Origin of the sequence: Massilia sp. YIM B02443, assembly GCF_030411955.1 — a bacterium.
Classification (GTDB): domain Bacteria; phylum Pseudomonadota; class Gammaproteobacteria; order Burkholderiales; family Burkholderiaceae_D; genus Telluria.
In genome coordinates this window covers 41,681-62,650 of sequence record NZ_JASNRA010000010.1, presented here as the reverse complement: position 1 = coordinate 62,650, position 20,970 = coordinate 41,681, and the positions used below count along the sequence as shown (strand labels likewise).

20 protein-coding genes are annotated in these 20,970 nt (G+C 65.8%); 10 read left to right on the top strand and 10 right to left on the bottom strand.

Translation table 11 applies throughout. The features are described from left to right. Positions 1-177 precede the first annotated feature (177 nt). Positions 178-915, bottom strand: coding sequence for a DNA-formamidopyrimidine glycosylase family protein (locus QPK27_RS25475; RefSeq protein ID WP_290418516.1), 738 nt, complete (start codon positions 913-915; stop codon positions 178-180). Positions 916-1,082: 167 nt separating this feature from the next. On the opposite strand from QPK27_RS25475, the gene QPK27_RS12205 reads away from it, so the two are divergent. Then, complete coding sequence (locus tag QPK27_RS12205; RefSeq protein WP_290418515.1) at positions 1,083-1,577, top strand: DUF3016 domain-containing protein; 495 nt, start codon at positions 1,083-1,085, stop codon at positions 1,575-1,577. Between the two features lie 133 nt (positions 1,578-1,710). Here the strand turns inward: QPK27_RS12205 and QPK27_RS12200 are convergent, their stop codons facing one another. Genes QPK27_RS12200 through QPK27_RS12190 form a run of 3 tightly spaced genes read right to left on the bottom strand, consistent with a single transcriptional unit; the run spans position 1,711 to position 4,164 of the window. Next, positions 1,711-2,994 carry a hypothetical protein gene (locus tag QPK27_RS12200; protein WP_290418514.1) on the bottom strand — a complete coding sequence of 428 codons (1,284 nt, stop codon included), beginning with the start codon at positions 2,992-2,994 and terminating at the stop codon, positions 1,711-1,713. A 31-nt stretch (positions 2,995-3,025) separates the two neighbouring features. Continuing rightward, the gene (locus QPK27_RS12195) at positions 3,026-3,514 is read right to left on the bottom strand and encodes a hypothetical protein (RefSeq protein ID WP_290418513.1); all 489 of its coding nucleotides are present in this window, start codon (positions 3,512-3,514) and stop codon (positions 3,026-3,028) included. Positions 3,515-3,528: 14 nt separating this feature from the next. Further along, positions 3,529-4,164: an RNA polymerase sigma factor gene (locus QPK27_RS12190; protein WP_290418512.1), complete on the bottom strand. Its 636-nt coding sequence runs from the start codon at positions 4,162-4,164 to the stop codon at positions 3,529-3,531. 208 nt (positions 4,165-4,372) lie between these two features. Between QPK27_RS12190 and QPK27_RS12185 the strand changes: the two genes are divergently transcribed. From QPK27_RS12185 to QPK27_RS12175, 3 genes are read left to right on the top strand one after another with little or no spacing between them, the layout of a single operon-like run. After that, on the top strand, positions 4,373-5,632 hold the full coding sequence (locus tag QPK27_RS12185) for a sensor histidine kinase (protein ID WP_290418511.1): 1,260 nt from the start codon (positions 4,373-4,375) through the stop codon (positions 5,630-5,632). Beyond that, positions 5,629-6,261 carry a response regulator transcription factor gene (locus tag QPK27_RS12180; protein ID WP_290418510.1) on the top strand — a complete coding sequence of 211 codons (633 nt, stop codon included), beginning with the start codon at positions 5,629-5,631 and terminating at the stop codon, positions 6,259-6,261. Before QPK27_RS12185 ends, QPK27_RS12180 begins: the two co-directional genes overlap by 4 nt. Before the next feature lie 36 nt (positions 6,262-6,297). Beyond that, the gene (locus QPK27_RS12175; RefSeq protein WP_290418509.1) at positions 6,298-7,338 is read left to right on the top strand and encodes a formylglycine-generating enzyme family protein; all 1,041 of its coding nucleotides are present in this window, start codon (positions 6,298-6,300) and stop codon (positions 7,336-7,338) included. Positions 7,339-7,440: 102 nt separating this feature from the next. Here the strand turns inward: QPK27_RS12175 and QPK27_RS12170 are convergent, their stop codons facing one another. Both QPK27_RS12170 and QPK27_RS12165 read right to left on the bottom strand, forming a co-directional pair. After that, on the bottom strand, positions 7,441-7,884 hold the full coding sequence (locus QPK27_RS12170; RefSeq protein WP_290418508.1) for a thioesterase family protein: 444 nt from the start codon (positions 7,882-7,884) through the stop codon (positions 7,441-7,443). Between the two features lie 15 nt (positions 7,885-7,899). After that, positions 7,900-9,372, bottom strand: a complete 1,473-nt coding sequence (locus tag QPK27_RS12165) for a PQQ-dependent sugar dehydrogenase (RefSeq protein ID WP_290418507.1) — start codon at positions 9,370-9,372, stop codon at positions 7,900-7,902. A gap of 379 nt (positions 9,373-9,751) precedes the next feature. Here QPK27_RS12165 and QPK27_RS12160 point away from each other — a divergent pair, with 379 nt between their 5' ends. Then, the gene (locus QPK27_RS12160) at positions 9,752-10,783 is read left to right on the top strand and encodes a glycerophosphodiester phosphodiesterase family protein (protein ID WP_290418506.1); all 1,032 of its coding nucleotides are present in this window, start codon (positions 9,752-9,754) and stop codon (positions 10,781-10,783) included. A gap of 45 nt (positions 10,784-10,828) precedes the next feature. On the opposite strand, the gene QPK27_RS12155 is transcribed toward QPK27_RS12160, so the two are convergent. Further along, positions 10,829-11,812, bottom strand: coding sequence for a LysR family transcriptional regulator (locus QPK27_RS12155; protein ID WP_290418505.1), 984 nt, complete (start codon positions 11,810-11,812; stop codon positions 10,829-10,831). 109 nt (positions 11,813-11,921) lie between these two features. Between QPK27_RS12155 and QPK27_RS12150 the strand changes: the two genes are divergently transcribed. The 3 genes from QPK27_RS12150 to QPK27_RS12140 all read left to right on the top strand — a co-directional run bounded on the left by QPK27_RS12150 (position 11,922) and on the right by QPK27_RS12140 (position 15,388). After that, the gene (locus tag QPK27_RS12150; RefSeq protein ID WP_290418504.1) at positions 11,922-13,142 is read left to right on the top strand and encodes an MFS transporter; all 1,221 of its coding nucleotides are present in this window, start codon (positions 11,922-11,924) and stop codon (positions 13,140-13,142) included. Between the two features lie 30 nt (positions 13,143-13,172). Continuing rightward, entirely contained in the window at positions 13,173-14,315 is a 1,143-nt protein-coding gene (locus QPK27_RS12145) for an alkene reductase (protein ID WP_290418503.1), read from the top strand. Between the two features lie 74 nt (positions 14,316-14,389). Next, positions 14,390-15,388 (top strand): EthD domain-containing protein, encoded by a 999-nt coding sequence (locus tag QPK27_RS12140; RefSeq protein ID WP_290418502.1) that lies wholly within the window; start codon positions 14,390-14,392, stop codon positions 15,386-15,388. A 10-nt stretch (positions 15,389-15,398) separates the two neighbouring features. Here QPK27_RS12140 and QPK27_RS12135 read toward each other — a convergent pair whose 3' ends face one another. The 3 genes from QPK27_RS12135 to QPK27_RS12125 are packed head-to-tail and all read right to left on the bottom strand — an operon-like array spanning position 15,399 to position 17,091. Beyond that, the gene (locus QPK27_RS12135; protein WP_290418501.1) at positions 15,399-15,713 is read right to left on the bottom strand and encodes a hypothetical protein; all 315 of its coding nucleotides are present in this window, start codon (positions 15,711-15,713) and stop codon (positions 15,399-15,401) included. Then, on the bottom strand, positions 15,710-16,525 hold the full coding sequence (locus QPK27_RS12130) for a hypothetical protein (RefSeq protein WP_290418500.1): 816 nt from the start codon (positions 16,523-16,525) through the stop codon (positions 15,710-15,712). The genes QPK27_RS12135 and QPK27_RS12130 overlap by 4 nt, the downstream gene beginning before the upstream one ends. 5 nt (positions 16,526-16,530) lie before the next feature. Next, positions 16,531-17,091 carry a DUF882 domain-containing protein gene (locus QPK27_RS12125; protein ID WP_290418499.1) on the bottom strand — a complete coding sequence of 187 codons (561 nt, stop codon included), beginning with the start codon at positions 17,089-17,091 and terminating at the stop codon, positions 16,531-16,533. Between the two features lie 381 nt (positions 17,092-17,472). On the opposite strand from QPK27_RS12125, the gene QPK27_RS12120 reads away from it, so the two are divergent. Together QPK27_RS12120 and QPK27_RS12115 are read left to right on the top strand one after the other, a co-directional pair. Next, positions 17,473-20,253: a pitrilysin family protein gene (locus QPK27_RS12120; RefSeq protein WP_290418498.1), complete on the top strand. Its 2,781-nt coding sequence runs from the start codon at positions 17,473-17,475 to the stop codon at positions 20,251-20,253. Positions 20,254-20,329: 76 nt separating this feature from the next. Then, positions 20,330-20,920 carry an isochorismatase family protein gene (locus QPK27_RS12115; RefSeq protein ID WP_290418497.1) on the top strand — a complete coding sequence of 197 codons (591 nt, stop codon included), beginning with the start codon at positions 20,330-20,332 and terminating at the stop codon, positions 20,918-20,920. The last annotated feature ends 50 nt before the right edge of the window (positions 20,921-20,970 follow it).

Sequence of the window (20,970 nt, the reverse complement as noted above, 5' to 3'; positions counted from 1 at the left end):
TCGGGTAATGGGTCAGTTGCCGAGCAGACTTTGTTTTAGATCTAAAGATGCTCAGAGTCAATTTGATTGTAGTACGACCATTGACCCGTAACAAGATGCAATATTGAAGTTGTGATTCAAAGATGTCACAACTTCACCCGCCTCGGATGATTCGTTGCTGTCAGTACACAACGCGCCTTATTCGTAACGTTTCTGGCAACGCTCGCAATAGAAGCTGCGCCGCTGTGTCTTGCCCAGTTTGGCCTTGGTGAACGGGATATCGCAGCGCGGGCAGATGGTTTTGGCGTGCGCCAGCCAGTGCTGCTTCAGCACCCACTGCTTTTTCCACTCCAGAAAGTCGAAGCTGTACTGGCGCGCCTCGTCGACCAGGGCGCGCAGCTTGGGCGCGGGCAGGGCGCCCACGGTGGACAGGGGATGGACGCGGATACGGAACAGCACCTCGTTCTTGATGATGTTGCCCACGCCCGAGAAGATGTCCTGGTCGAGCAGGGCGTCGCAGGCCAGCATGCCGGGATCGGCGCGCAGCTTCTTGCGCGCGCGTTTCGGGTCCCACGTTTCGGACATCACGTCGGCGCTGAAGTCATACGCCTCGAAGGTGGCGCGGTCGATCTCCTTGACCGCGCAGGCGTAGAAATTCATCTCGCCGCCATCGGCCACCTTGACCGACAGGCGCGGGACCTTGTCGCGGTCCTCGTCGATGCGGTACGTACCGAACAATAAAAAGTGGATGCGCACCACCAGGTCCGGCATCTCGATCAGGAAATGCTTGCCCCAGGTATGCAGCTTGAGGATACGCTGGCCGACCAGGCGTTGCGGATCGAGGGCGCGTACGTTGCCGCCGGCATGGACGATTTCCTGCCCGACGAAACGGGCAGTCTGTTCTTTGAGAATATAGAGCGATGGACCTTCTGGCACGGTTGACCTCCCCTTGTGCCATCTTGAACCGCCTCCATTTATGGTCCTGTACGGAACCTAACATTTGGATACAAAACTGCGACGAAACGGGACCGGGCCAAGCGAGCGCGAGCGGTGAAAGCGGCGTATATTCTGGATCGGAAGCTGACAGCATGGGAGAACGAACGATGAAAACGGTATGGATGAAAACGGCCCTGGCGGGCCTGCTCGCGCTGAGCGCCGGGATGGCGTCCGCGGAAGTGAAAGTGACGTATGTCGATTCGGACAAGTTTGCCGATCTGCCGTTCTCGCCATGGGACCGCGAAAACGTGCTCGAGCGCATTACCGAGCATTTCAACAAGCTCGGCGAAAAGCTGCCGCAAGGACAGGACCTGACGATCGAAGTCACCGACATCGACCTGGCGGGCCGCGAATACCCGGCCCCGCGCGCCGGACGCGACCTGCGCGTGATGAAGGGGATGGCCGACTGGCCGATCATGAACCTGCGCTATTCGCTGAGCCAGAACGGCCAGGTGCTCAAGGCTGGCGAAGCCAAGCTGTCCGACATGGCCTACCAGCAGCGCATCAGCCGCGCGTCGGACAGCGATCCGCTGCGCTACGAAAAACGCATGATCGACGACTGGTTCGACAAGACCATTCTCGAGAAGAAGCGCGGCGGCTGAAGCACGCAGCTGCAAACGACAACGGCGCCCGCGGGCGCCGTTGTCGTTTGCCGGGCCGGCCGGGCTACGCCGGCCAGCTTGATCGAACTTCATCCGTACAACGGTTGCCGATCGGTCACGGCTGCGCCGCATGTCAGTCGCGTTTCGCCGGCGTGCCGTGGCCGGTCTCCTGCCTGTTCGATCCGTGCTCGACGATGGTCTGCCGCATCGTGCGCAGGGGGTCGCGCACCGTGTAGTCGGACGGCACCGAGAACAGCGCCGGCGCCGGCTCGGTGCGGCTCAGGCTGGCAAGCTGGTAAGTCAGCGCGCCGCTGCGTGGGTCGCTGCGCTTGTGATAGACGATGATCTGCAGGTCGGGCGAGGTCCAGGTTTCGTTGCTGACCATGATCGCCTGGCGGTTGCCGATCTCGCCGGCCGGGATCTGGTAGCTGCGCTGCACGCCCTTGGCCGCTACGCCGAAGAAATTGCGCGTGCCGAGGTCGCGCGTGGAGGTGTTGCGCGACCATTTGGCGTCGGCGGCGGCGCCGGTGATCATGGGGCCGATCTGGGCTGCGAGCCGGGTGAGCTGCGGCGGAGCCGGTGGCGCGGGCGGGGCCGGGAGGGCTGCCGGGGCAGGAGGGGTGGGCGGCGCCGCGATGGCCGGCGCTGCCGGTGGAGCGGGTGGCGCAGGCGGCGCCGGTGGCGGCGGGGCGATACGGATGCGCACTTCCTTCGGCCCGTCGCCGCGCTGGACTTCCTTGATGATGAGCTGTCCGTCCTCGGGCAGCTTGCCTTCGCGGCGCAATTGCGCCACCTGCGCGGCGGCCGCCGCTGCGGCGCTGCGGGCGATCTCGCGTTCCTGGGCCGCGCTCAGGCGCGCCTGTTGGGCCGCGCTGCGGGCGACGTCGCGCTCCTGCTGCGCCGCCAGCCGCGCCTGGGCCGCCGCGGCGCGTACCGCCTGCGCCGCGGCGCGCGCGTGCTCGGCCTGCGCGCGCGCCATCTCGGCGCCGGCGCGGGCCATCTCTTCCGTCATCTCGAGGTTGGTCGCGGTCTTGCGCTTCGGATCCAGGCTCCAGCGCTTGCGCTGCACCGGGTCGTCGATGGTGATGCTCTTGACGGCGCCGTGCTCGTCGCGCACTTCGGTGCGGGTGCGGCCGGCGCTGTCGCGGTAGCTCATCGAGGTCGATTTGTTGACGATCTGGTTGCCGTCGGCCAGCTGCTGCACGCGCTCGGACACGATCTCGGCACTGTAGGGCTGGTTCTTGATGACGCGCCCGCTGCCCATATAGGTGATCAGGCCTGGCGCGCGCGGCGGCGCCGGCTCGGCCGCGGCCATGGCCGGCCCGGCCTCGCCCGGCAGGAGTGCAAGGTCTTCGGCCAGGGCCGGGGTGGCGATGCCGGCGGCAATGGCCGCGAGCAGGAGGTGGAGTGCTTTCATGATGTCCTCGTCAGCGATTCACATATTGGTGTCAGTTGCTCGCGCTCAGGCGCAGCGCCAGCGGATGGCCGTCCGCCGCCAGCAGCATCTCGGCGCGCACGGTGCCGTCCGCGTTCTGCGGATCGACCGGCACGCCCAGCGGCGCCAGCGCGGTCTGCGGCAGGTCGGCCTCGACCAGGCGCGCATCGGGTTCCCGGGCGATGCGTTCGAGCGACTCGAGCGCGATGAAGGCGGCGCCGTCGTCGAAGCCGACGGGCGCCGGCCCCACCGTCACCAGCCGCTGCGGCGCCAGCACCAGCAGCAGCACGGCGGCGGCGACGGAGGCAAAGGCGCCGGCGGCGCCCCAGTGCGGCAGCGACCAGCGCCGGTACCACGGGCGCTGCCTGGCGAACTGACGCGTGAAAGCCTGCATCAGTTCCTTCTCGACGCAGCGCGGGGCGTCGTGGGCGGCCAGCTCGCCGCGCAGCGCAGCGAAGTGCGCATCGAGCAGGGCGTCGGGGCTATCGTGTCTGGTGTCCATGGTGTTCCTTTCCTTCATGCCGGGTGCGCGGGATGCAGCGCGTGCAGCCGCTTGGCCAGCGCCGCCCGTCCGCGCGACAGGCGCGAGCGCACGGTGCCCAGGTCGACCTGGCAGATGTCGGCGATTTCCTGGTAAGTCATGTCGTGCAGTTCGTACAGGATGACCGGGTCGCGGTAATGCGGCGGCAGCAGGGCCAGCGCGCGCCGCACTTCCTCGGCCGTTTCGTTGTCGAGCAGTCGCGCCAGCGGGCCGGAATCCTCGCACGCCGCTTCCATGGCCAGTTCCAGATCGGCCCCGTCGTCGTCCGGCTCGGGCGCAACGGGTGCCGTCGGCTGGCGCCGGCGCGCCTCGTCCAGCTTGAGCGCCAGGTTGCGCGCCACGCCGAACAGGAAGTGCTGCAGCTGGCCGCGCAGCGGGTCGAACTGCAGGCGGCCGTTCAGCAGCCCCATGAAGGCTTCCTGCACGATGTCGGCGGCGGCGTCGGATGAGCCGCAGCGCAGCAGCGCGAAGCGGTACAGCGGACCCTGGTGCCGGCGGTACAGCGCCGTGAACGCCTCGGCCTTGCCGGTGCGGAGCTGGCGCAGCAGGTCGCTATCGGTCTGGTCGGCGTACTTGCCGTAGCTGGCGTCGGGGCGGGATGTGGTCGTCATGGCGGTCTCTTTTACCGTATTCCGTCCTGGCCCTGCGAAAGTTCCCACTATTTTTCAACATAAACGCCTTGCGGTCACCGCCTCGCGCGGCGCCGTATCCAACCATGACTTTCAGCACTGTCCATACTTAAACTTGCTTTGTAGAATTCACCATCTTTCATCATTGCTCGCGCACGATGGTATCGGTGGCGCTGTACGGGACTTTTGCTTGAACACTTTTTTCCAACGCTATGACCGCTATCTGGGCGTCATCGCCGTCGTCGGCCTGACGCTGCTGCTCGGTGGTTTCAATCTTGCCGTCATCGACATGCGCGGGCTGCTTGCCGACGACCTGCGCACGCCGCTTGGCCGTTTCGCCGTCACCCTGGCCGACCAGTTCCCGGCGGCGGCGCCGCCAGGTACGGAACAATTCGCCCGCAACGCGCATATCCATCATCTGTACCTTGCCGTCACGCTGCTGCAGACGTCGCTGTTCGCGCTGCTGGCATGGCGCTGTGTGCGGCCGCAGGCGCGGCGCTCCGGTGGGCGCAACCTGCTGTGGCTGGTCCCCCAGACGCTGCTCGGCCTGCCCGGCAATTCGGAACTGCTGCTGGTCTGCTCGGTGGAGCTGGCGCTGTTGCTGCCGCTCTGGCGTGGCCTGGCGTGGGTGATCGCACAGATGCTGGTTGCCGTCGCCATCAGGCTGGTCATGCAGGCCGGCTCGGCCCACTTCCAGGGAGACCGGATGCGGGTGGCCTTGCTGTTCCTCGGCATGGAAGTGCTGATGCATACGATCGTGTTCGGTATCGTGCATCTGGCCGCGCGCGAGCGCCGCGGGCGCCATACACTGTCCGCGGCACATGCCGAGCTGCTGGCCACCCAGGCGCTCCTCGGCGACATGGTGCGCGACGCGGAACGCATGCGCATCGCACGCGATCTGCACGACAGCGTCGGCCATCATCTGACAGCGCTCAAGCTGCATCTCGACATCGCAGTGCGCCAGGCCAACCAACCCGTCCCTGAAGCGCTGCGCAATGCTTCCGAACTGGCCATGTCGCTGCTCGCCGAAGTGCGTAGCGTGGTGAGTGCCGAGCGTAGCGTGCAGTCGATCGATCTGCAGCGTGCGCTTGCCACACTGTGTGCAGGCATCCCGCGGCCACGCGTGGTGCTGACGATGGACGAGGCGTGCGCCGATGCATCGCCGGCACAGGCGCACGCATTGTTCTGCAGTGTCCAGGAAGCCATCAGCAACGCCATGCGCCATTCCAGCGCCGCGACCATCAAGATCGACATCGTGCGCAGCAGGGATGGGTTGACGATGCGCGCGGACGACGACGGTCCCGGCAACGCCGGCCTCAGCGAGGGTAATGGCTTGCGCGGCATGCGCGAGCGCGCCGAATTGCTGGGCGGCCGCATGCAGGCCGGTTGGCGCCGGCCACACGGGTTCGCCATCGAGCTCACGCTGCCCGTTGCAGAGGCTGCGCGATGACCCGGGTTGTGCTGGTGGACGACCAGATGCTGGTGCGCAGCGGTATCCGCGGCCTGCTCGACCTGACCGCCGACATTCGCGTCGTCGCCGAAGCGGCCGACGGTGCGGCTGCCATGGCCGTGCTGGCCGAGGCCCGTCCCGACGTGCTGCTGCTGGACGTGCGCATGCCGCAATGCTCGGGGATCGACTTGCTGCGCGCGCAGCAGGGCAAGCTTCCGCCCACCATCCTCTTGACCACCTTCGATGACGATGAGGCCCTGTTCGAGGGCATGCGCGCGGGCGCCAGGGGTTTCCTGCTCAAGGACATTTCACTCGAGCGCCTGGCCGATGGGATCCGGAGCGTCGCCGCCGGCGCCACCCTGTTCCGGCCGGCGTTGACCGAGCGCACCCGGGCCGCGTACGAACAGCGCAGCGGCAGCGCCGCCCTGGCGGATGGCACGCCGCTGACCGGCCGCGAAACCGAGATCCTGGCGCTGATGGCGGCGGGATTCAACAACGGCGAGATCGCCGCCGCCCTCGGTCCCAGCGAAGGCACGATCAAGAACCACGTTTCGAGCATCCTGGCCAAGCTGCTGGTGCGCGACCGCGTGCGCGCGGTGCTGCGTGGCCTGGAGCTGGGCTACATATGATGGACATGTTACCTCTCACTCTCTAAGGACAATACGATGCGAAAAATAGTTAGCGCTTTGCTGTTCATCGCGATGACGTGCGCAAGTGGCCAGCTGTTGGCTGCCGATCCCGTGATCGTTGCGCCGATGGTCACGATTCCGGGCGGCCAGTTCGCCATGGGCAGCAGCGCCAACCCGGTGGACGCCAATTTCCCTGCGTCGGTGCCGGTGCATCAGGTGCAGGTCAAGACGTTCAGGCTGTCCAGGTATGAAACGACGGTCGGACAGTTTCGCCAGTTCGTCGACGCCACCGGCTACCAGACCGGCAGCGATTGCTGGAAACTGGTGGCGAATGACTGGGGAATCGAAAACGGCAAGGTCGGCTGGAATTCGCCGGTCAACGCACCGACCGAGTATCACCCGGTGATGTGCGTGAGCTGGAGCGATGCCCACGCCTACCTCGAATGGCTCTCGAAACAGACCGGCAGGCATTACCGTCTGCCCAGCGAGGCGGAGTGGGAATACGCCGCACGTGCGCGCAGCGACAGCCGCTACCCGTTCGGCGACAATCCTGCCGACCTGTGCAGGTTCGCGAATGTCTTCGACCATGCCGGCAAGGCCGCGATCACGCGCATCACCGGCAAGGCGCGCGACGCCATCGCATGCGACGACCAGGCGGAACTGACGACCGTGGTCGGCATGTATCAAGCGAATGCCTTCGGCCTGTACGACATGCTTGGCAACGTCCGCGAACTGGTCGAGGACTGCCAGCACCTGACGTATGAAAATGCGCCGAAGGATGGCCGTGCATGGACCGAGAACTGCAGCGCATTCCACGGTTCGACGATGGCGATTCATCGTGGCGGCCATTACAACAATGGTGCGGTGGGCGCCAGCCCTACGATCCGCGCGCATGCCGGCCTGGATAACCGCAGCAGTGTCGGCGAAGGGTTTCGCATCGCCGAGGATGTGAGTGGAGAGGACGCGGCCGGCGCCGTCCAGCTGCCGGCGGGCGCCGGGTTTGAAGCCGGCTTGCGCAAGGAACAGGCGGCCGAACGCGACAGGCAAGTGAAACGCGCAGCATCGCCGCGATCGTAACGCGTCATCTGGTTCGTGCGATGCTGGATGGTCCTGCGATGTTGCTGGCGCCGACGACAGGACCGGGGCGGCCGGCCGCTTGCGCCGAACGAGCCGGTCAGCTCAATCGATCCAGTTCACCCGCTCGAACTTGGCGCGGAAATCATCCGGCATCGCCACCACCTGGCTGGTCTTGTAGTTGAAGAAGACGAAGCCGGACTTGGCCATGGCGATCAGTTTCTTGTCGCGCGGGCGGGTGATGCGGAAGGTCAGGTCGCCGCCATACTTGTTGAAGTCCATCACGCCCACCTCGAACAGCAGCTGGTCGCGTGCATACGCTTCGGCGCGGTAGGTGGCGGCCAGGTCGGTGACGATGATGCCGGTGCCGTCGCGCTCGGTCTCGGCGACGCCGAATTCGAACAAAAAGCGCGCCCGGGCTTCCGAGATCATCGAGATCATCGACTCGTTGCCCAGGTGGTTGGCGGCATTGATGTCCGTGACGCGCACGGTGAGCGGCGTCGAATAATAGAACTGGTCTTCGGGGAAGGTGAGTTGTAAGCGGGTCATGTATTGATTCTAGCCTCATTGCGCGGCGGCGCGGACGATTTTATGGATGCTGCCGCTCGTCGTGATCATGTACAGCTCGCCCTCGGCATCCTGCCCGAACGACACCACCCGGCCGATATTCGGCAAGTTCCAGTCGCGCTGCTCGGCGATCGCGCCGCCGCTGCTGGCGTAGAAGCTCTTGAGCCAGCCGCGGCAGAAATCGGAGAACAGGTAGCGTCCCGCCAGCTCGGGCAGCGCCCGTCCGCGATACACGAAGCCGCCGGTGATCGAGCAGCCGTTGACGTCGTCCGTGCCGTGGGCGTAATCGTAGACGGGCAAGGTCAGGCCGTTGCGATCGCAGCTGCCGGCCTGGTAGCAGGCGATGCCTTCCATGACGTTCCAGCCGTAGTTGAGCCCGCCCTGGCCGGCGCCGGCGATGTTGACTTCCTCGCGCTCGTCCTGGCCGACGTCGGACAGGTACAGGCGGCCGTCGTCGAAGCTGAAGCGCCACGGGTTGCGCACGCCCGAAGCCCAGATCTCGGGCCGTGCGGCGAGGCCGTCGCGATAGGGATTGTCGGCCGGGATTGCATATGGCTGGGCGATGGTGGCGCGCGCTACGTCCAGCCGCAACAGCTTGCCCAGCAGGGATTGCGGGTTGCGCGCATTGCCTTGCGGGTCGCCGGCGCCGCCGCCGTCGCCGGTGCCCAGGTACAGGTAACCGTCCGGGCCGAAGACGACCTGGCCGCCGAAGTGGTTCAGGAAGTCGGGATGCGGCACCTTCAGGATCACCAGACCGGAAGTCGGATCGGCCAGCATCGGATTCTGGCCCACGCTGAAGCGCTCGATGGTGATGTTGCGCTGCAGGTCGATGTAGTAGAGGTAGAAGTAGCCGTTGCGCGCGAACTGCGGATCGAAGGCCAGCGACAGCAGGCCGCCTTCGCCCTCGAAGCCGACGCGCGGGATGATGTCGAGGAAGGGTGCGCCGCGCACGACGCCGTTCTCGACGATGCGGATCCGGCCGCGTCGCTCGAGGATGAACAGGCGCGTGTCGCCCGGGGGCGATGCGAGCCAGCTGGGGCTGTCGAGGCCGGAGACGACGACGGTGGTGGCCAGCGCCAGCGCGCCGCCGGAATACGCCACCGAAGCGCTGGCGTTGTTGCCGGCGGCGACGGTCACGGTCTGCGACGCGGGCGCGGGCTGGTAGGTGGCGTCGCCGGTGGTGACCGGCGCGGCGGTGACGGTGTAGCTGCCGGGAGCCAGGCCTTCCACGGTCTGCGATCCGGTCAGGCCCAGCTGGTAATTGTCGGGGCCGGTGATGCGCACGGCGGCGCTGGCGCCGGCGGGCAGGCCGGCGGTGGTGACGCTCAGCGTACCGGTGGTGATGGGGACGGGTGCGACCGGCCCGGTCGTGCCGGGGCTGCCGCCGCCACCGCCGCAGGCGTTCAGCGCCATGGCGATGACCAGGGCAGTCAGTAGTCGAAGCAATCCGCGCAGATGTCCGGTCAGCATGCTCGCCCCCATGGTTATCCGACAGAGTTTTTTCCTGCTGAACAATTGTGCTGGCGATTTCCACGAATGCATGAGAAATCAAGCCCCCGGCACCAGTGTATGGCAAAGCTGTCCGCACAAAGTTTGATCTGTGCTTATGTGCGCGCTGGACACATCAGTGTCGATGTTTCCATTGCAAGATTTAGCGCCGTGTATTCATAGCATTGTCATAACTCTTGGCTAGCATACCTCTCGTCAGCGTCGCCCCCCTATCGTTGAAGCTGCGTGCCACGACTTTGTTCTATAAGGGGCGATATTGCTGGATTGTTGGCCCATTCACTGTCGCTCTGCTGGCAGTGTTGATACGCGAAAAAACCATACCTGTGAGAGTGTGCTTCCCATGAAAAAATCGTCGTATGTGTATCTTCTGCCAGTTGCCGCCGCGATGCTGAGCCCGGTTGCAGTCCATGCAATGCCTGTGTCGACGCTCAGCGGCGAGCGCCCTGTGGTCATCGCCCATCGCGGCGCCAGCGGCTACCTGCCGGAGGAATCGGTACAGTCCTACCAGCTGGCCATGAAGATGGGCGCCGACTACATCGAGGGCGACGTGTACCTGACCGCCGACGGCAAAGCCGTCATGCTGCATGACGGCACCCTGAACGCGACCACGAACGTGGTGGCCTATGCCGCGACGCATCCCGAGATTGCCGCGCTGCGTTCCAGCAATGGCACTTACGACGTGAGGCAATTCACCCTGGCGCAGTTGCAACAACTGTCCGTCACCTGCCGCAATGCCGCCGGCTACTGCACGGACAAGACCTACTTCGATCCCGCGGTGTCGTACAGCTTCGCTTCGTACGAGAACTTCCTCGATCTCGCCTACAACCATTATCTCGACACCGGCATCGCGGTCGGCGTCTTCCCCGAAGCGAAGCAGACCGGACTGGGCGTGGCGGAAGCCATCCTTGCCGGCCTGACCAACCCTAAATACAACGGTTACTTCACCACCACGGGCCGGGCGCTGACCCAGTCTTTCAATGCGGCGCAAGTCGAATACCTGAACGCCAACTCGTCGATCCCCGTGAGCTATCTCGGCGTTTGCCCCACCACGGCAGCCGCGGCAGCGTCGGTTGCCGCGATCGCCGACGGTATCGGTCCGTCGATCCGCCAGCTCGGCGCCGCCTGCGTGACGGCCGCACACGATGCCGGGCTGACGGTCATGCCATACACCTACCTGAACGATCCGGCCCTGTATGAGGCTTCCTATCAGCTGGGGGTGGATGGCGTGTTCACGAACTATCCGGATATCGCGGCCAGCGTGCGCGACGAGGTGTTCGGCCCGGCGACGCCAGTGCCCGAACCGCATTCGCTGGCGTTGCTCGGCCTGGGTGTTGCGGGCTTCGCCGCGGCCAGGAAGCGACGCCAGGCTTGATCAGCAGCCGTCCTGAACGGCTCCGGGTATCGATGGATGGCGGTTTCAGGCAGCGCTCGCGGCGCGTTCGTCCGTGACCCTGCCCGCTGCGCCATCCGTATGCGCTCCCATCCGGATACCCAGCGTCTGCCCGAAATGCGCGATCAGCGCCTGCACCTTGGGCAGATGCTGGCGGCTACGCTGCCATACGATATGCAAGGGCAATCCCTGCGTCGCCAGCTCGGGCAGGATGATCTGCAGCCGGCCTTCGCGCAATTGCTGCTCGACCACCCAGGTGGCGAGCTGGGCAATGCCGAGTCCGGCCTCCACCGCCGCCACCTGGGCTTCGGCCTGCCCAAGCACGATCCGTCCATCCACGTGCTGGCGCGCCAGCGCTGTGCTGCGATCCTTGCCGGGATCCCTGAGCAGCCACGGACTGGCGCTGCCATCCGCGCGCCCGTACAGCACCGCGTCGTGTTCCAGCAGGTCGTCGAGCGCGCGCGGTGCGCCGTGCCGCGCCAGGTAGGCGGGCGCGGCGCAGAACACCAGTTCTTCGTGGCCCAGGCATTCGTGGCCCAATGCCGCCGGCCAGGTATCGCCGCCGCCGATGCGCACCACGACGTCCAGCCCATCCTCGACAGGGTCGACGAAACGGTCGGTGAACGACACGTGCGGCGTAACTTGCGGATATTTCTCGGCGAACGTCAGCAGCGCCGGGACGCCATGCATGCGCCCGAACGTCGCCGGCATGTCCACCCGCAGCCGGCCCGACGGCGCGATCTGCGGCGATGACAGCATGCGCTCCGCGCTTTCCAGCTCGTCCAGCACGCGCACGCACACCTTGTAGAAGGCGGCGCCGGCGTCGGTCATTTCCAGGCGCCGCGTGCTGCGGTCGAATAGTGGCCGGTTGAGGCGTCCTTCCAGGCGCGCGATCGCCTTGCCGACCGCCGAGTTGGTGAGGTTCAGGCGGTCGGCGGCGGCGGTGAAGCTGCCGGCGTCGGCCACGGCGACAAAAGTTTCCAGGCCTTTCAGGCGTTCTGCAGGCGTCATTGCTTCCCTTAACTGGAATTTATTTCCATATTAGAGAGGAAATTATATCCAACAGAAGAATTTTCATCTCCCATAAGATGCACGTTGGATAATTCTTGGAGTACTTGTAATGCCAGCTGTTCAATCCGCCGCCGACGCCGGGGCAACGCATTCCCCGGCCAAGGGCGGCGCGGCGTCGATCGCCATCCTGGCGGTCGCCGCTTTCGTCATCGTCACCACCGAATTCCTGATCGTCGGCCTGTTGCCGGCACTCGCGCGCGACCTGAACATCAGCGTGGCCAGCGCCGGCCAGCTGGTGACCCTGTTCGCGGTCGTGGTCATGCTCTGCGGACCGTTCCTGACCGCCTGGCTGGCCCATATCGACCGCAAGCGCCTGTTCATCGCCATCTTGGTGCTGTTCGCGGCCGCCAATGGCCTGGCCGCGGTGGCGCCGAACATCTGGGTGCTGGCGATCGCGCGCCTGGTGCCGGCGCTGGCGCTGCCGGTGTTCTGGGGCACCGCCAGCGAGACGGCCGGGCAGATCGCCGGGCCGGAGCGAAGCGGCCGCGCCGTGTCCACCGTGTACCTCGGCATTTCCGCCGCCATGCTGTTCGGCATTCCGATCGGGACGCTGGCATCGGATGCGATCGGCTGGCGCGGCGCCTTCGCCTTGCTGGCGGTTCTGTCGCTGGTGATCGCGGTGCTGATCGCGATCAGCATGCCGGCCGTGCGCGCCGCGCAACCGGTGGCGATGCGCGCCCAGACCCGCATCCTGAAGAGCCCGTTCTTCCTGGCGAATGTCGCGCTGTCGATCCTGGTGTTCACCGCCATGTTCACCGGCTACACCTACCTGGCCGAGATGCTGGAGAAGTCGGCCGGCATCGCGCCGGCCCAGGTTGGCTGGTGGCTGATGGGCTTTGGCGCCGTCGGCCTGGTCGGCAACTGGCTGGGCGGGCTGTGGGTGGACCGCAAGCCGCTCGCCACCACCGCGCTGTTCTGCGTCGTGCTGGCGCTGGGCATGGCCGCGACCATGGCGCTTGCCCATCACACCGGCATCGGCATCGGCTTCGCCGTTGCGCTCGGCGTGTGGGGCATCGCGAATACCGCGCTGTACCCGATCTGCCAGATCCGCGTGATGAAGGCCGCCTCCGGCGCACAGGCGCTGGCCGGCACCATCAATGTCTCGGCCGCCAACGGCGGCATCGCATTGGGCGCGCTGATCGGCGGCGTCGGGATCTCGTCGTGGGGCGCCGGCAATATCGGCTACCTGTCGGCCGCCATCGCGCTGCTGGCCGTGCTGGCCGTGGTGCTGATCGTCAAGCTGGCGCCGGACGCGCCTGCTACCCGCTAAACATTGTCTGCATCAAGGAGGAAATTGTTAATGGTCGATCTGTTTCAACCCTACGCATTGAACGGCATCACACTGCGCAACCGCATCGTGATGGCGCCCATGACCCGTTCGCGCGCCCCGCACGATACCGCCGACACCATGACCGCGCTGTATTACGCCCAACGCGCCAGCGCCGGCCTGATCGTCAGCGAAGGCACGCCGATCTCGCGCGAGGGCCAGGGCTACCTGTTCAATCCGGGCATCTTTACCGAGGCGCAGATCGCTGGCTGGCGCCTGAGCACGGATTCCGTGCGCGCCGTCGGCGGGCGCATGTTCGCGCAGCTGTGGCACGTCGGCCGCGTTTCGCATACCTCGCTCCAGGCGGACGGCCAGGCGCCGGTCAGCGCCAGCAGCAAACGCGCCGAGGGTGCGGTGGCGTTTGCCTACGACGAGGCCGGCCAGCCGGGCTTCGTGCCGACCTCGACCCCGCGCGCGTTGACGACCGACGAAGTGCGGCGCATCGTGCAGGACTTCGCCACCGCCGCCCAGAACGCCGTGCGCGCCGGTTTCGATGGCGTCGAGATCCACGCCGCCAACGGCTACCTGTTCGAGCAGTTCCTCAATCCGCTGGTCAATGACCGGACGGACGCCTATTCGAACAGCCTCGAGAACCGCATCCGCTTCGCGGTCGAGGTGGTCGACGCCATCGTCGCGCGCATCGGCGCCGAGCGCGTCGGCATCCGCATCTCGCCTTACGGCCAGCTGTTCGACATGCCGCCGTATGCCGACACGCTGGAGACCTACCGCGCCCTGAGCGCCGAGCTGGGCAAGCGCGGCATCGCCTACGTGCACGTGATGGACCAGTCGAATTACGCGATGAAGGGCCAGGAGTCGCCGGAAGCCGGCGCGCAGTCGGCCAGCGCCCGCACCGAAGAGCTGCTGCGCACGATCAAAGGGGAGATCGGCAGCACCGCCCTGATCCTGGCCGGCGCCATGACCTTGCAGCGCGCGCAGGAACTGGTCGACGCCGGCCTGATCGACCTGGCCGCCTTCGGCCAGCCGTTCATCGCCAACCCGGACCTGGTGGCGCGCCTGCAGCAGGGCCTTCCGCTGGCCAAGCCGGTGCGCGAGACCTATTACGGCGGCGGCGCCGAAGGCTATATCGACTATCCGCCTTACCGCGACGAGCAATGAATTCGCGCGGACCACGGCCCGTGGTCCGCCAGCAGCATCCCGCAGTGAATCAACCGACCATTGAGGAGTTTGCCATGCCAACCGATTTTGACCGCAGCGACAACCTGCACCGCCCACCGCTGGGCGCAACGCAGGGCTCTACCACCAAGCCCCTGATCGTGACGCCGACCTTCCTTACCCGTAGCGACGCCACGCCGCGCGGCGAGCGGCCGCAGGATCCCGGATCGTCTAAAGATAAAGATGGCAACGAGGTGCGCGATCCTGCACAACAGCCGCAGGCGCTGGCGCTGGAAGCCAATCCGAACCTCGCCTTCGAACACTGGGACGAATACTGGCGCAAGGTGCATGGTCCCAAATTCGCATGGGACGAGCCGGGCAGTTCGTCGAAGCTGGTGCTGCGCTACGACCAGGTGCACCGCATCGCGTCCGGCCCGTCATCGCTGTTCCCGCCGCCGTACCGCGCCATGATCGGTGCCGATGGCCGCCTGCCGTCGGACCCGGAACGGCACGTGCCGCCGCTGCGCCGACCGCGCTGGGACGGCTTCGCCTACATCACCTACGCCGAGCAGGACGACATCGAAAAGACACTGAAACAGGAAAAGTTCGACCAGCGCATCGTGGCCGACGAACAGGTGGCGTTCCGCATGGTCACGCGCGAGATCACGCGCGAATTCATCCTGATCCCGAGCGAACGCCATCGCGATCCGATCAGCCTGGTGAAGATCCACATGCGCGCGCCCGGCCTGTCGCGCGAAGAGTTCCAGCGCCGCCTGCTGGGCGAGCATGCGGACCTGGTGCTGGCGCAGGCATCCACGCGCGAGTTCGTGAGGCGCTATGCCCAGCTGCACAATATCGGCTCGACCCAGGAAGACCCGGAGGGCAGCAAGATCGACGCGGTCTCGGTGTTCAGTTTTGCTTCGCTCAACGACGTCGAGGATTACCTGGTCAGCGAAGACCACCGCGCGATCGAGGCCTCGGAAAACGCCCTGCAGGGAGAAGGATCGGAGTGGTGGACTGCAATCAACTACAGCGTGATCAACCGCCTGATGCCGGAGCTGGCGACCGAGCGCTGAAGCGGCCTGCTTACAGCGTGCCCGGCGCGCGGGTGCGGGTCTTGCTGACCACGCCCTGCGGATCGATCAGCAGCACGAACTCCGTAAAGCGGCCGCCGCCGGCGGGCGATTGATAGACCCACGCTTCGTAGCCGCTGTCGAAGCGGATCGACCTGGTCGGCCCGAACGCGGCCAATACTTCAGCCTTCGTGGTGCGGCCGGCCACCACCGTTTGTTGCAAACGCTCGGCCGCTACCTGCGTGCCGGGTGGCGCTGCGGATTGGGTGGCGCAAGCGGCCACGGTCAACGACAAGACCAGCGCGCCGGCCAGTGAACGGATCGTCATGGCGCCTCCGGTGCGTCAAGCATGTACTCGAATTCGACCAGCGTATCGTCCGGCCAGCTGGCGTCCCACAATGGCACGTAATAAGTGCGGTCGAGCAGCACCTGGCAATCGCAGAAGGGCAGCATGTCGGGCGTCTGCTCGCCGCCGGCATACAGCATCGAGAACGGCAGCGTTTCGACGCGATCGCCAGCGCGCAGCGTCACCGAAAAGATCGGCCGCTCGGCAAAGAACAGGTAGTTGCCGTCGGGGCTGGTGCACACGCCTTCCGGCGTGCTGAGCGCATCCGAGATCCAGCCGAACATCGGCGAGCTGTTCGAGACCAACCCGGCTTCCTTGCCGACCCGGCATTCCAGGCGCAGGTCGCCCAGGCGGCGGCTGCCGGCCGGCACGCCGGGCGACTCGATGCGCGCGCGCCAGGTCATGCTGCTGGTCTTGCGGCTGGCGAGCACGGCGGCGTCCTGCTGCAGCGCCTGTTCATTGCGCGGCAGGACGAAGGTGTTGTCGGTTTCCACTTTCACCGGCACCGAGACGGTATCGCCGGCGATGCGCAGCGTGATGCCGGTCATGTCGACCGACGGCAGGCGCGGCAGCAGCTGGAAGCGCAGGGTGGCGTTCGGGGCGAAGGCGCGCTCGCGTTCGAAGCGCTCCATGCCGCGGATCATCTTGCGGTAGGACTTGTCGACCGGGTCGCGGGTCGACTTGACGTTGACCGTGGTCTGGCCGGCGGCGTGCGCCGGAGACGGGGCAGGGGCCAGGAAACCGGCCGCGAGGGCCAGTCCCAGCATGGAGCGGGCGATCTGCAGCCGCGCCATGGTGCTTACCAATACCGGACGCGGCCGGTGTCCATGTGGACGAACTGCGAGCTGGCGTAGTAGCCGACGCCGCCGCCCTTGAGCGACATCGCCGCCTTGTGCAGCGTGCGCAGGTCGGTGCCCGGCAGGCGGATGTCGATCGCCTTGCCGTCCATGTGCAGGCTGCGCTTGGCGACGCCGCCGCTGCCGTGGCTGCGCAGGAAGGCGTTCGATTCGGGGGCGCGGTAGCCCGAGATGATGTGCAGTTCCTTGCTGTTGTCGAGCTTGTCGTTCAGCTGGCCCAGCAGCAGCAGCAGTTGCGGATCGATGTCCGCGATCTTGTTGCTGCGGTGGTCGCGCAGCACTTTGTTGATGTCTTTCAGCGCATCCGGGATGAACTCGCCTTCTGCCCAGAACGTGCTCTTCAATTTTTCGCCGGTATGCGTATTGTAGAAACGCAGGCAGCAATCGCCGGAAGCGGTGGCGGCTGATGCATTATTGGCAAGCTGATTGGCAAATCCGGGCAGGCTGAGGGAGGAGGAAGCGAGGAGGAGGGAACTTTTGAGGAAAGCTCGTCGTTGAATCATGTAGGGTGCCCTTACGCTGGTTCACTGATCCGACAATGATACGCTTAAAACGCGAAACGTGCAGATAAAATGTGGCAAAACGCGGCAAAACAACCAAGATATCAAATCTATAATCATTTTTTGAATGGATTGTGTATGGCGGATATTGTCGAGAAGTTCATACCTAAATGCTTGGTCGGGGCCGCCTGCTGCGGATCGTGCCGCAGTGACGACACTTTCTGAATGCGGGGCGCATGATCTGGCGCCGCGCATCGATGCCAGCACACTTTTGTTTGTTGCCATCCTGAAAACTGCCTAGAATGGACAACGGCCCCGGCCGTTCTTCGACCGTCGTTCAAGACCGTCGCCCCGTCCTTCCCGCACCCTTTCAGGAGGAGCAGCATGGCAGTAACCGTTCGTCGCCCCATCCGCCTGGCCGCAGCCCTGCTGCTGGCCACCAGCGTCACCGCCGCCCACGCCGCGCCGGCCAAGTCCGCCGCAGCGACCCCGGACATTCCGATCCCCGACATCAAGTACACCAAATTCACGCTGAAGAACGGCCTGACGGTGCTGGTGCACGAGGACCGCAAGACCCCGGTGGTGGCGATCAACACCTGGTACCACGTCGGTTCCAAGAACGAAAAGCCGGGCAAGACCGGCTTCGCCCACCTGTTCGAGCACCTGATGTTCAGCGGCAGCGACAACTTCAACAAGACCTACCTGAACGCGATGGAGCGCATCGGTGCGACCGACCTGAACGGCACCACCAACACCGACCGCACCAACTACTTCCAGAACGTGCCGACTTCGATGCTGGACTATGCCCTGTTTGCCGAGAGCGACCGCATGGGCTACCTGCTCGGCACCGTGGACCAGAAGAAGCTCGACCTGCAGCGCGGCGTGGTGCAGAACGAAAAGCGCCAGCGCGAGAACATGCCCTACGGGATCGCCTACGAGCTGCTGGTGACGAATACCTACCCGGTCGGCCACCCGTATTCCTGGACCGTGATCGGCAAGATGGAAGACCTCGATGCGGCTTCGATGACCGACGTCCAGGACTGGTTCAAGGGTAACTACGGCCCCAACAACACCGTGCTGGTGCTGTCGGGCGATATCTCCCCGGAAGAAGCGCGCAAGAAGGTCGAGCAGTACTATGGCGCCATCCCTCCGGGCCCGCCGCTGGCCAAGCACGACGCCTGGATCGCCAAGCGTACGGGCACCCACCGCACGGTGGCCCAGGACCGCGTGCCGCAGACCCGCATCTACCGCACCTGGAACGTGCCGGGCGCGCACACGCCCGAGGAAGCGCTGCTCGACCTGGCGGCCAACGTGCTGGGGCAGGGCAAGACCTCGCGCCTGTACAAGCGCCTGGTTTACAAGGATCAACTGGCCACCAGCGCCTCGGCCAGCGACGACGCGTCGGAAATCGGCGGCCAGTTCGACATCACGCTCACCGCGCGCCCTGGCGCCGACGTGGCGAAGATGGAGCGCATCGCCGACGAGGAATTGCGCGCGCTGATGAAGAGCGGCCCCACGGAAGAAGAACTGCGCCTGGCCAAGACCACCATCCTGGCCCAGTACACGCGCATGGTCGAGCGTGTCGGCGGCTTCGGCGGCAAGAGCGACCTGCTGGCTTCGTGCCAGACCTATACCGGCAATCCGGACTGCTACAAGGTCTACCTGCAGCGCATCAAGGACGCTACGCCGGCCACGGTGAAGAAGGCGATGAACGACTGGCTCAGCGACGGCGACTTCGTGCTGCAGATCGACCCGTTCCCGACCGGTCTCGCCGCCGTGAATACGGGCCTGGACCGCAGCAAGGAACCGGCGACCGGCAAGCCGATGTCGCTCAAGCTGCCGCCGATGCAGAAGGCCACGCTGTCGAACGGCCTGAAGGTGGTGCTGGCTGAGCGCCATGAAGCGCCGGTGGTGAACCTGCAACTGCTGGTCGACAGCGGCTATGCGTCGGACGCGCCCGACATGCCGGGCGTGGCCAGCCTGGCGCTGCGCATGCTGGAAGAAGGCACCGCCACCCGCAAGTCGCTCGAGATCGGCGAAGACCTGGAGCGCCTGGGCGCGACCTTCAGCGCCGGCGCCAACCTGGACGGCTCATTCGTCAGCATGAACGCGCTCAAGGCCACGCTGCCGCAGGCGCTCGGCATCTATTCCGACCTGATCCTGCATCCGGCCTTCCCGCAGAACGAGTTCGCGCGCCTGCAGCAGGACCGCCTGGCCGCGATCGCGCGCGAGAAGGCCGAGCCGTCGACGCTGGCGCTGCGCCTGATGCCGGCGCTGTTGTATGGCCCCGACCACGTGTATGCGCGCCCGTTCACCGGCACCGGCACCGAGCAGTCGGTCGGGCGCATGACCCGCGCCGACCTGGCCAGGTACCACGCCACCTGGTTCAAGCCGAACAACGCCACCTTGCTGGTGGTGGGCGACACCACGCTGGCCGAGATCACGCCGCAGCTGGAAAAGGCGTTCGCCTCGTGGAAGGCGGGCGAGGTGCCGAAGAAGGTGATCACCCAGGTCGCGGCGCCGGCCAAGCCCCTGGTCTACGTGGTCGACCGTCCCGGCGCGCTGCAGAGCGTGATCGTGGGCGCCCAGCTGGCGCCGCCGCGCAACAGCCCGGACGCGCTGCCGCTCGAGATCGTCAACGACGTGTTCGGCGGCACCTTCAGCTCGCGCATCAACATGAACCTGCGCGAAGACAAGCACTGGTCGTACGGCGTGCGCAGCCAGCTGCCGGCGGCGATCGGCCAGCGTCCGTTCATCAGCGTCTCGCCGGTGCAGACCGACAAGACCGGCGACGCGCTGCGCGAACTGGTGCAGGAATACCGCAACATCGCCGGCGGCAAGCCGATCGCCAATGACGAACTGAAGTTCGCGCTGGAAAACCGCACGCTGCGCCTGCCGGGCAGCTTCGAGACCGCGGGCCAGCTCAGTGGCGCGTATTCGACCATCCTGCAGTACGGACTGCCGGAAGACTACTACAACACCTATACCGAAAAGGCATTGGCGCTGACGCCGCAGGCGGCCAACGCGCTGGCGGCACGCAGCTTCGTGCCGGACCGGCTGGTGTGGGTGGTGGTGGGCGACATGAGCAAGGTCGAGAAGGACATCCGCGCCCTGAACCTGGGCGAGGTGCGCCGCATCGACACCGACGGCAAGCCGCTGCCGTAAGTGAAGTCAGGATCTACCCGGCCGTGCGCCGGGTGGATCGCGATTGCGGAATACTGCGGTCCAGGAGGATATCTTTATGGACCAACTCACCCTGGACCCGGCGCGCACGGCGCTGGTCCTGATCGATCTTCAGAACAGCAACGTCAAACGCGAACTGGCGCCGCACAGCGCCGAGAAAGTGGTCGGCAACTGCGTGCTGCTGGCGCAAGAAATGCGCGAACGCGGCGCGCTGGTGGTGTACGTGCGGGTGCTGGTGAACGAATTGCCCGCATTGCCAGCGGATTCACCGATGCGTCCGCCAGGCGCGCCGGCAGCGCCGCCGGATGCCGCGCAGCTGGCGCCGGAGGCCGGCGTCGAAGCGCAGGACGTGGTGATCGTCAAGCGCCAGTGGGGCGCCTTCTATGGCACCGAACTGGACCAGCTGCTGCGGCGGCGCGGCATCGACACGCTGGTCATGGGCGGCATCGCCACCAACTTCGGCGTCGAATCGACGGCGCGCGCGGCGTTCGACCGCAACTATAAACTGGTGTTTGCCGAGGATGCGATGAGTTCGATGGAGGGCGAGGCCCACCATTTCGCCTGCGGCACGATCTTCCCGCGCATGGGGCGGGTGCGCTCGACGCGCACCCTGATCGACGCGCTGCAGGCCGGGACCGGCGCTGCGTGATGCTTACCGCTTGCGTTGCATCGTAGGGTTGGCGGCGGAGCCGCCAACCC

Bases quoted from the DNA above. Each gene is read 5' to 3' on its own strand.
- QPK27_RS12205 (WP_290418515.1), top strand. From the start codon at position 1,083: ATGAAAACGGTATGGATGAAAACGGCCCTGGCGGGCCTGCTCGCGCTG.
- QPK27_RS12200 (WP_290418514.1), bottom strand. From the start codon at position 2,994: ATGAAAGCACTCCACCTCCTGCTCGCGGCCATTGCCGCCGGCATCGCC.
- QPK27_RS12195 (WP_290418513.1), bottom strand. From the start codon at position 3,514: ATGGACACCAGACACGATAGCCCCGACGCCCTGCTCGATGCGCACTTC.
- QPK27_RS12190 (WP_290418512.1), bottom strand. From the start codon at position 4,164: ATGACGACCACATCCCGCCCCGACGCCAGCTACGGCAAGTACGCCGAC.
- QPK27_RS12180 (WP_290418510.1), top strand. From the start codon at position 5,629: ATGACCCGGGTTGTGCTGGTGGACGACCAGATGCTGGTGCGCAGCGGT.
- QPK27_RS12175 (WP_290418509.1), top strand. From the start codon at position 6,298: ATGCGAAAAATAGTTAGCGCTTTGCTGTTCATCGCGATGACGTGCGCA.
- QPK27_RS12170 (WP_290418508.1), bottom strand. From the start codon at position 7,884: ATGACCCGCTTACAACTCACCTTCCCCGAAGACCAGTTCTATTATTCG.
- QPK27_RS12165 (WP_290418507.1), bottom strand. From the start codon at position 9,372: ATGCTGACCGGACATCTGCGCGGATTGCTTCGACTACTGACTGCCCTG.
- QPK27_RS12160 (WP_290418506.1), top strand. From the start codon at position 9,752: ATGAAAAAATCGTCGTATGTGTATCTTCTGCCAGTTGCCGCCGCGATG.
- QPK27_RS12155 (WP_290418505.1), bottom strand. From the start codon at position 11,812: ATGACGCCTGCAGAACGCCTGAAAGGCCTGGAAACTTTTGTCGCCGTG.
- QPK27_RS12150 (WP_290418504.1), top strand. From the start codon at position 11,922: ATGCCAGCTGTTCAATCCGCCGCCGACGCCGGGGCAACGCATTCCCCG.
- QPK27_RS12145 (WP_290418503.1), top strand. From the start codon at position 13,173: ATGGTCGATCTGTTTCAACCCTACGCATTGAACGGCATCACACTGCGC.
- QPK27_RS12140 (WP_290418502.1), top strand. From the start codon at position 14,390: ATGCCAACCGATTTTGACCGCAGCGACAACCTGCACCGCCCACCGCTG.
- QPK27_RS12135 (WP_290418501.1), bottom strand. From the start codon at position 15,713: ATGACGATCCGTTCACTGGCCGGCGCGCTGGTCTTGTCGTTGACCGTG.
- QPK27_RS12130 (WP_290418500.1), bottom strand. From the start codon at position 16,525: ATGGCGCGGCTGCAGATCGCCCGCTCCATGCTGGGACTGGCCCTCGCG.
- QPK27_RS12125 (WP_290418499.1), bottom strand. From the start codon at position 17,091: ATGATTCAACGACGAGCTTTCCTCAAAAGTTCCCTCCTCCTCGCTTCC.
- QPK27_RS12120 (WP_290418498.1), top strand. From the start codon at position 17,473: ATGGCAGTAACCGTTCGTCGCCCCATCCGCCTGGCCGCAGCCCTGCTG.
- QPK27_RS12115 (WP_290418497.1), top strand. From the start codon at position 20,330: ATGGACCAACTCACCCTGGACCCGGCGCGCACGGCGCTGGTCCTGATC.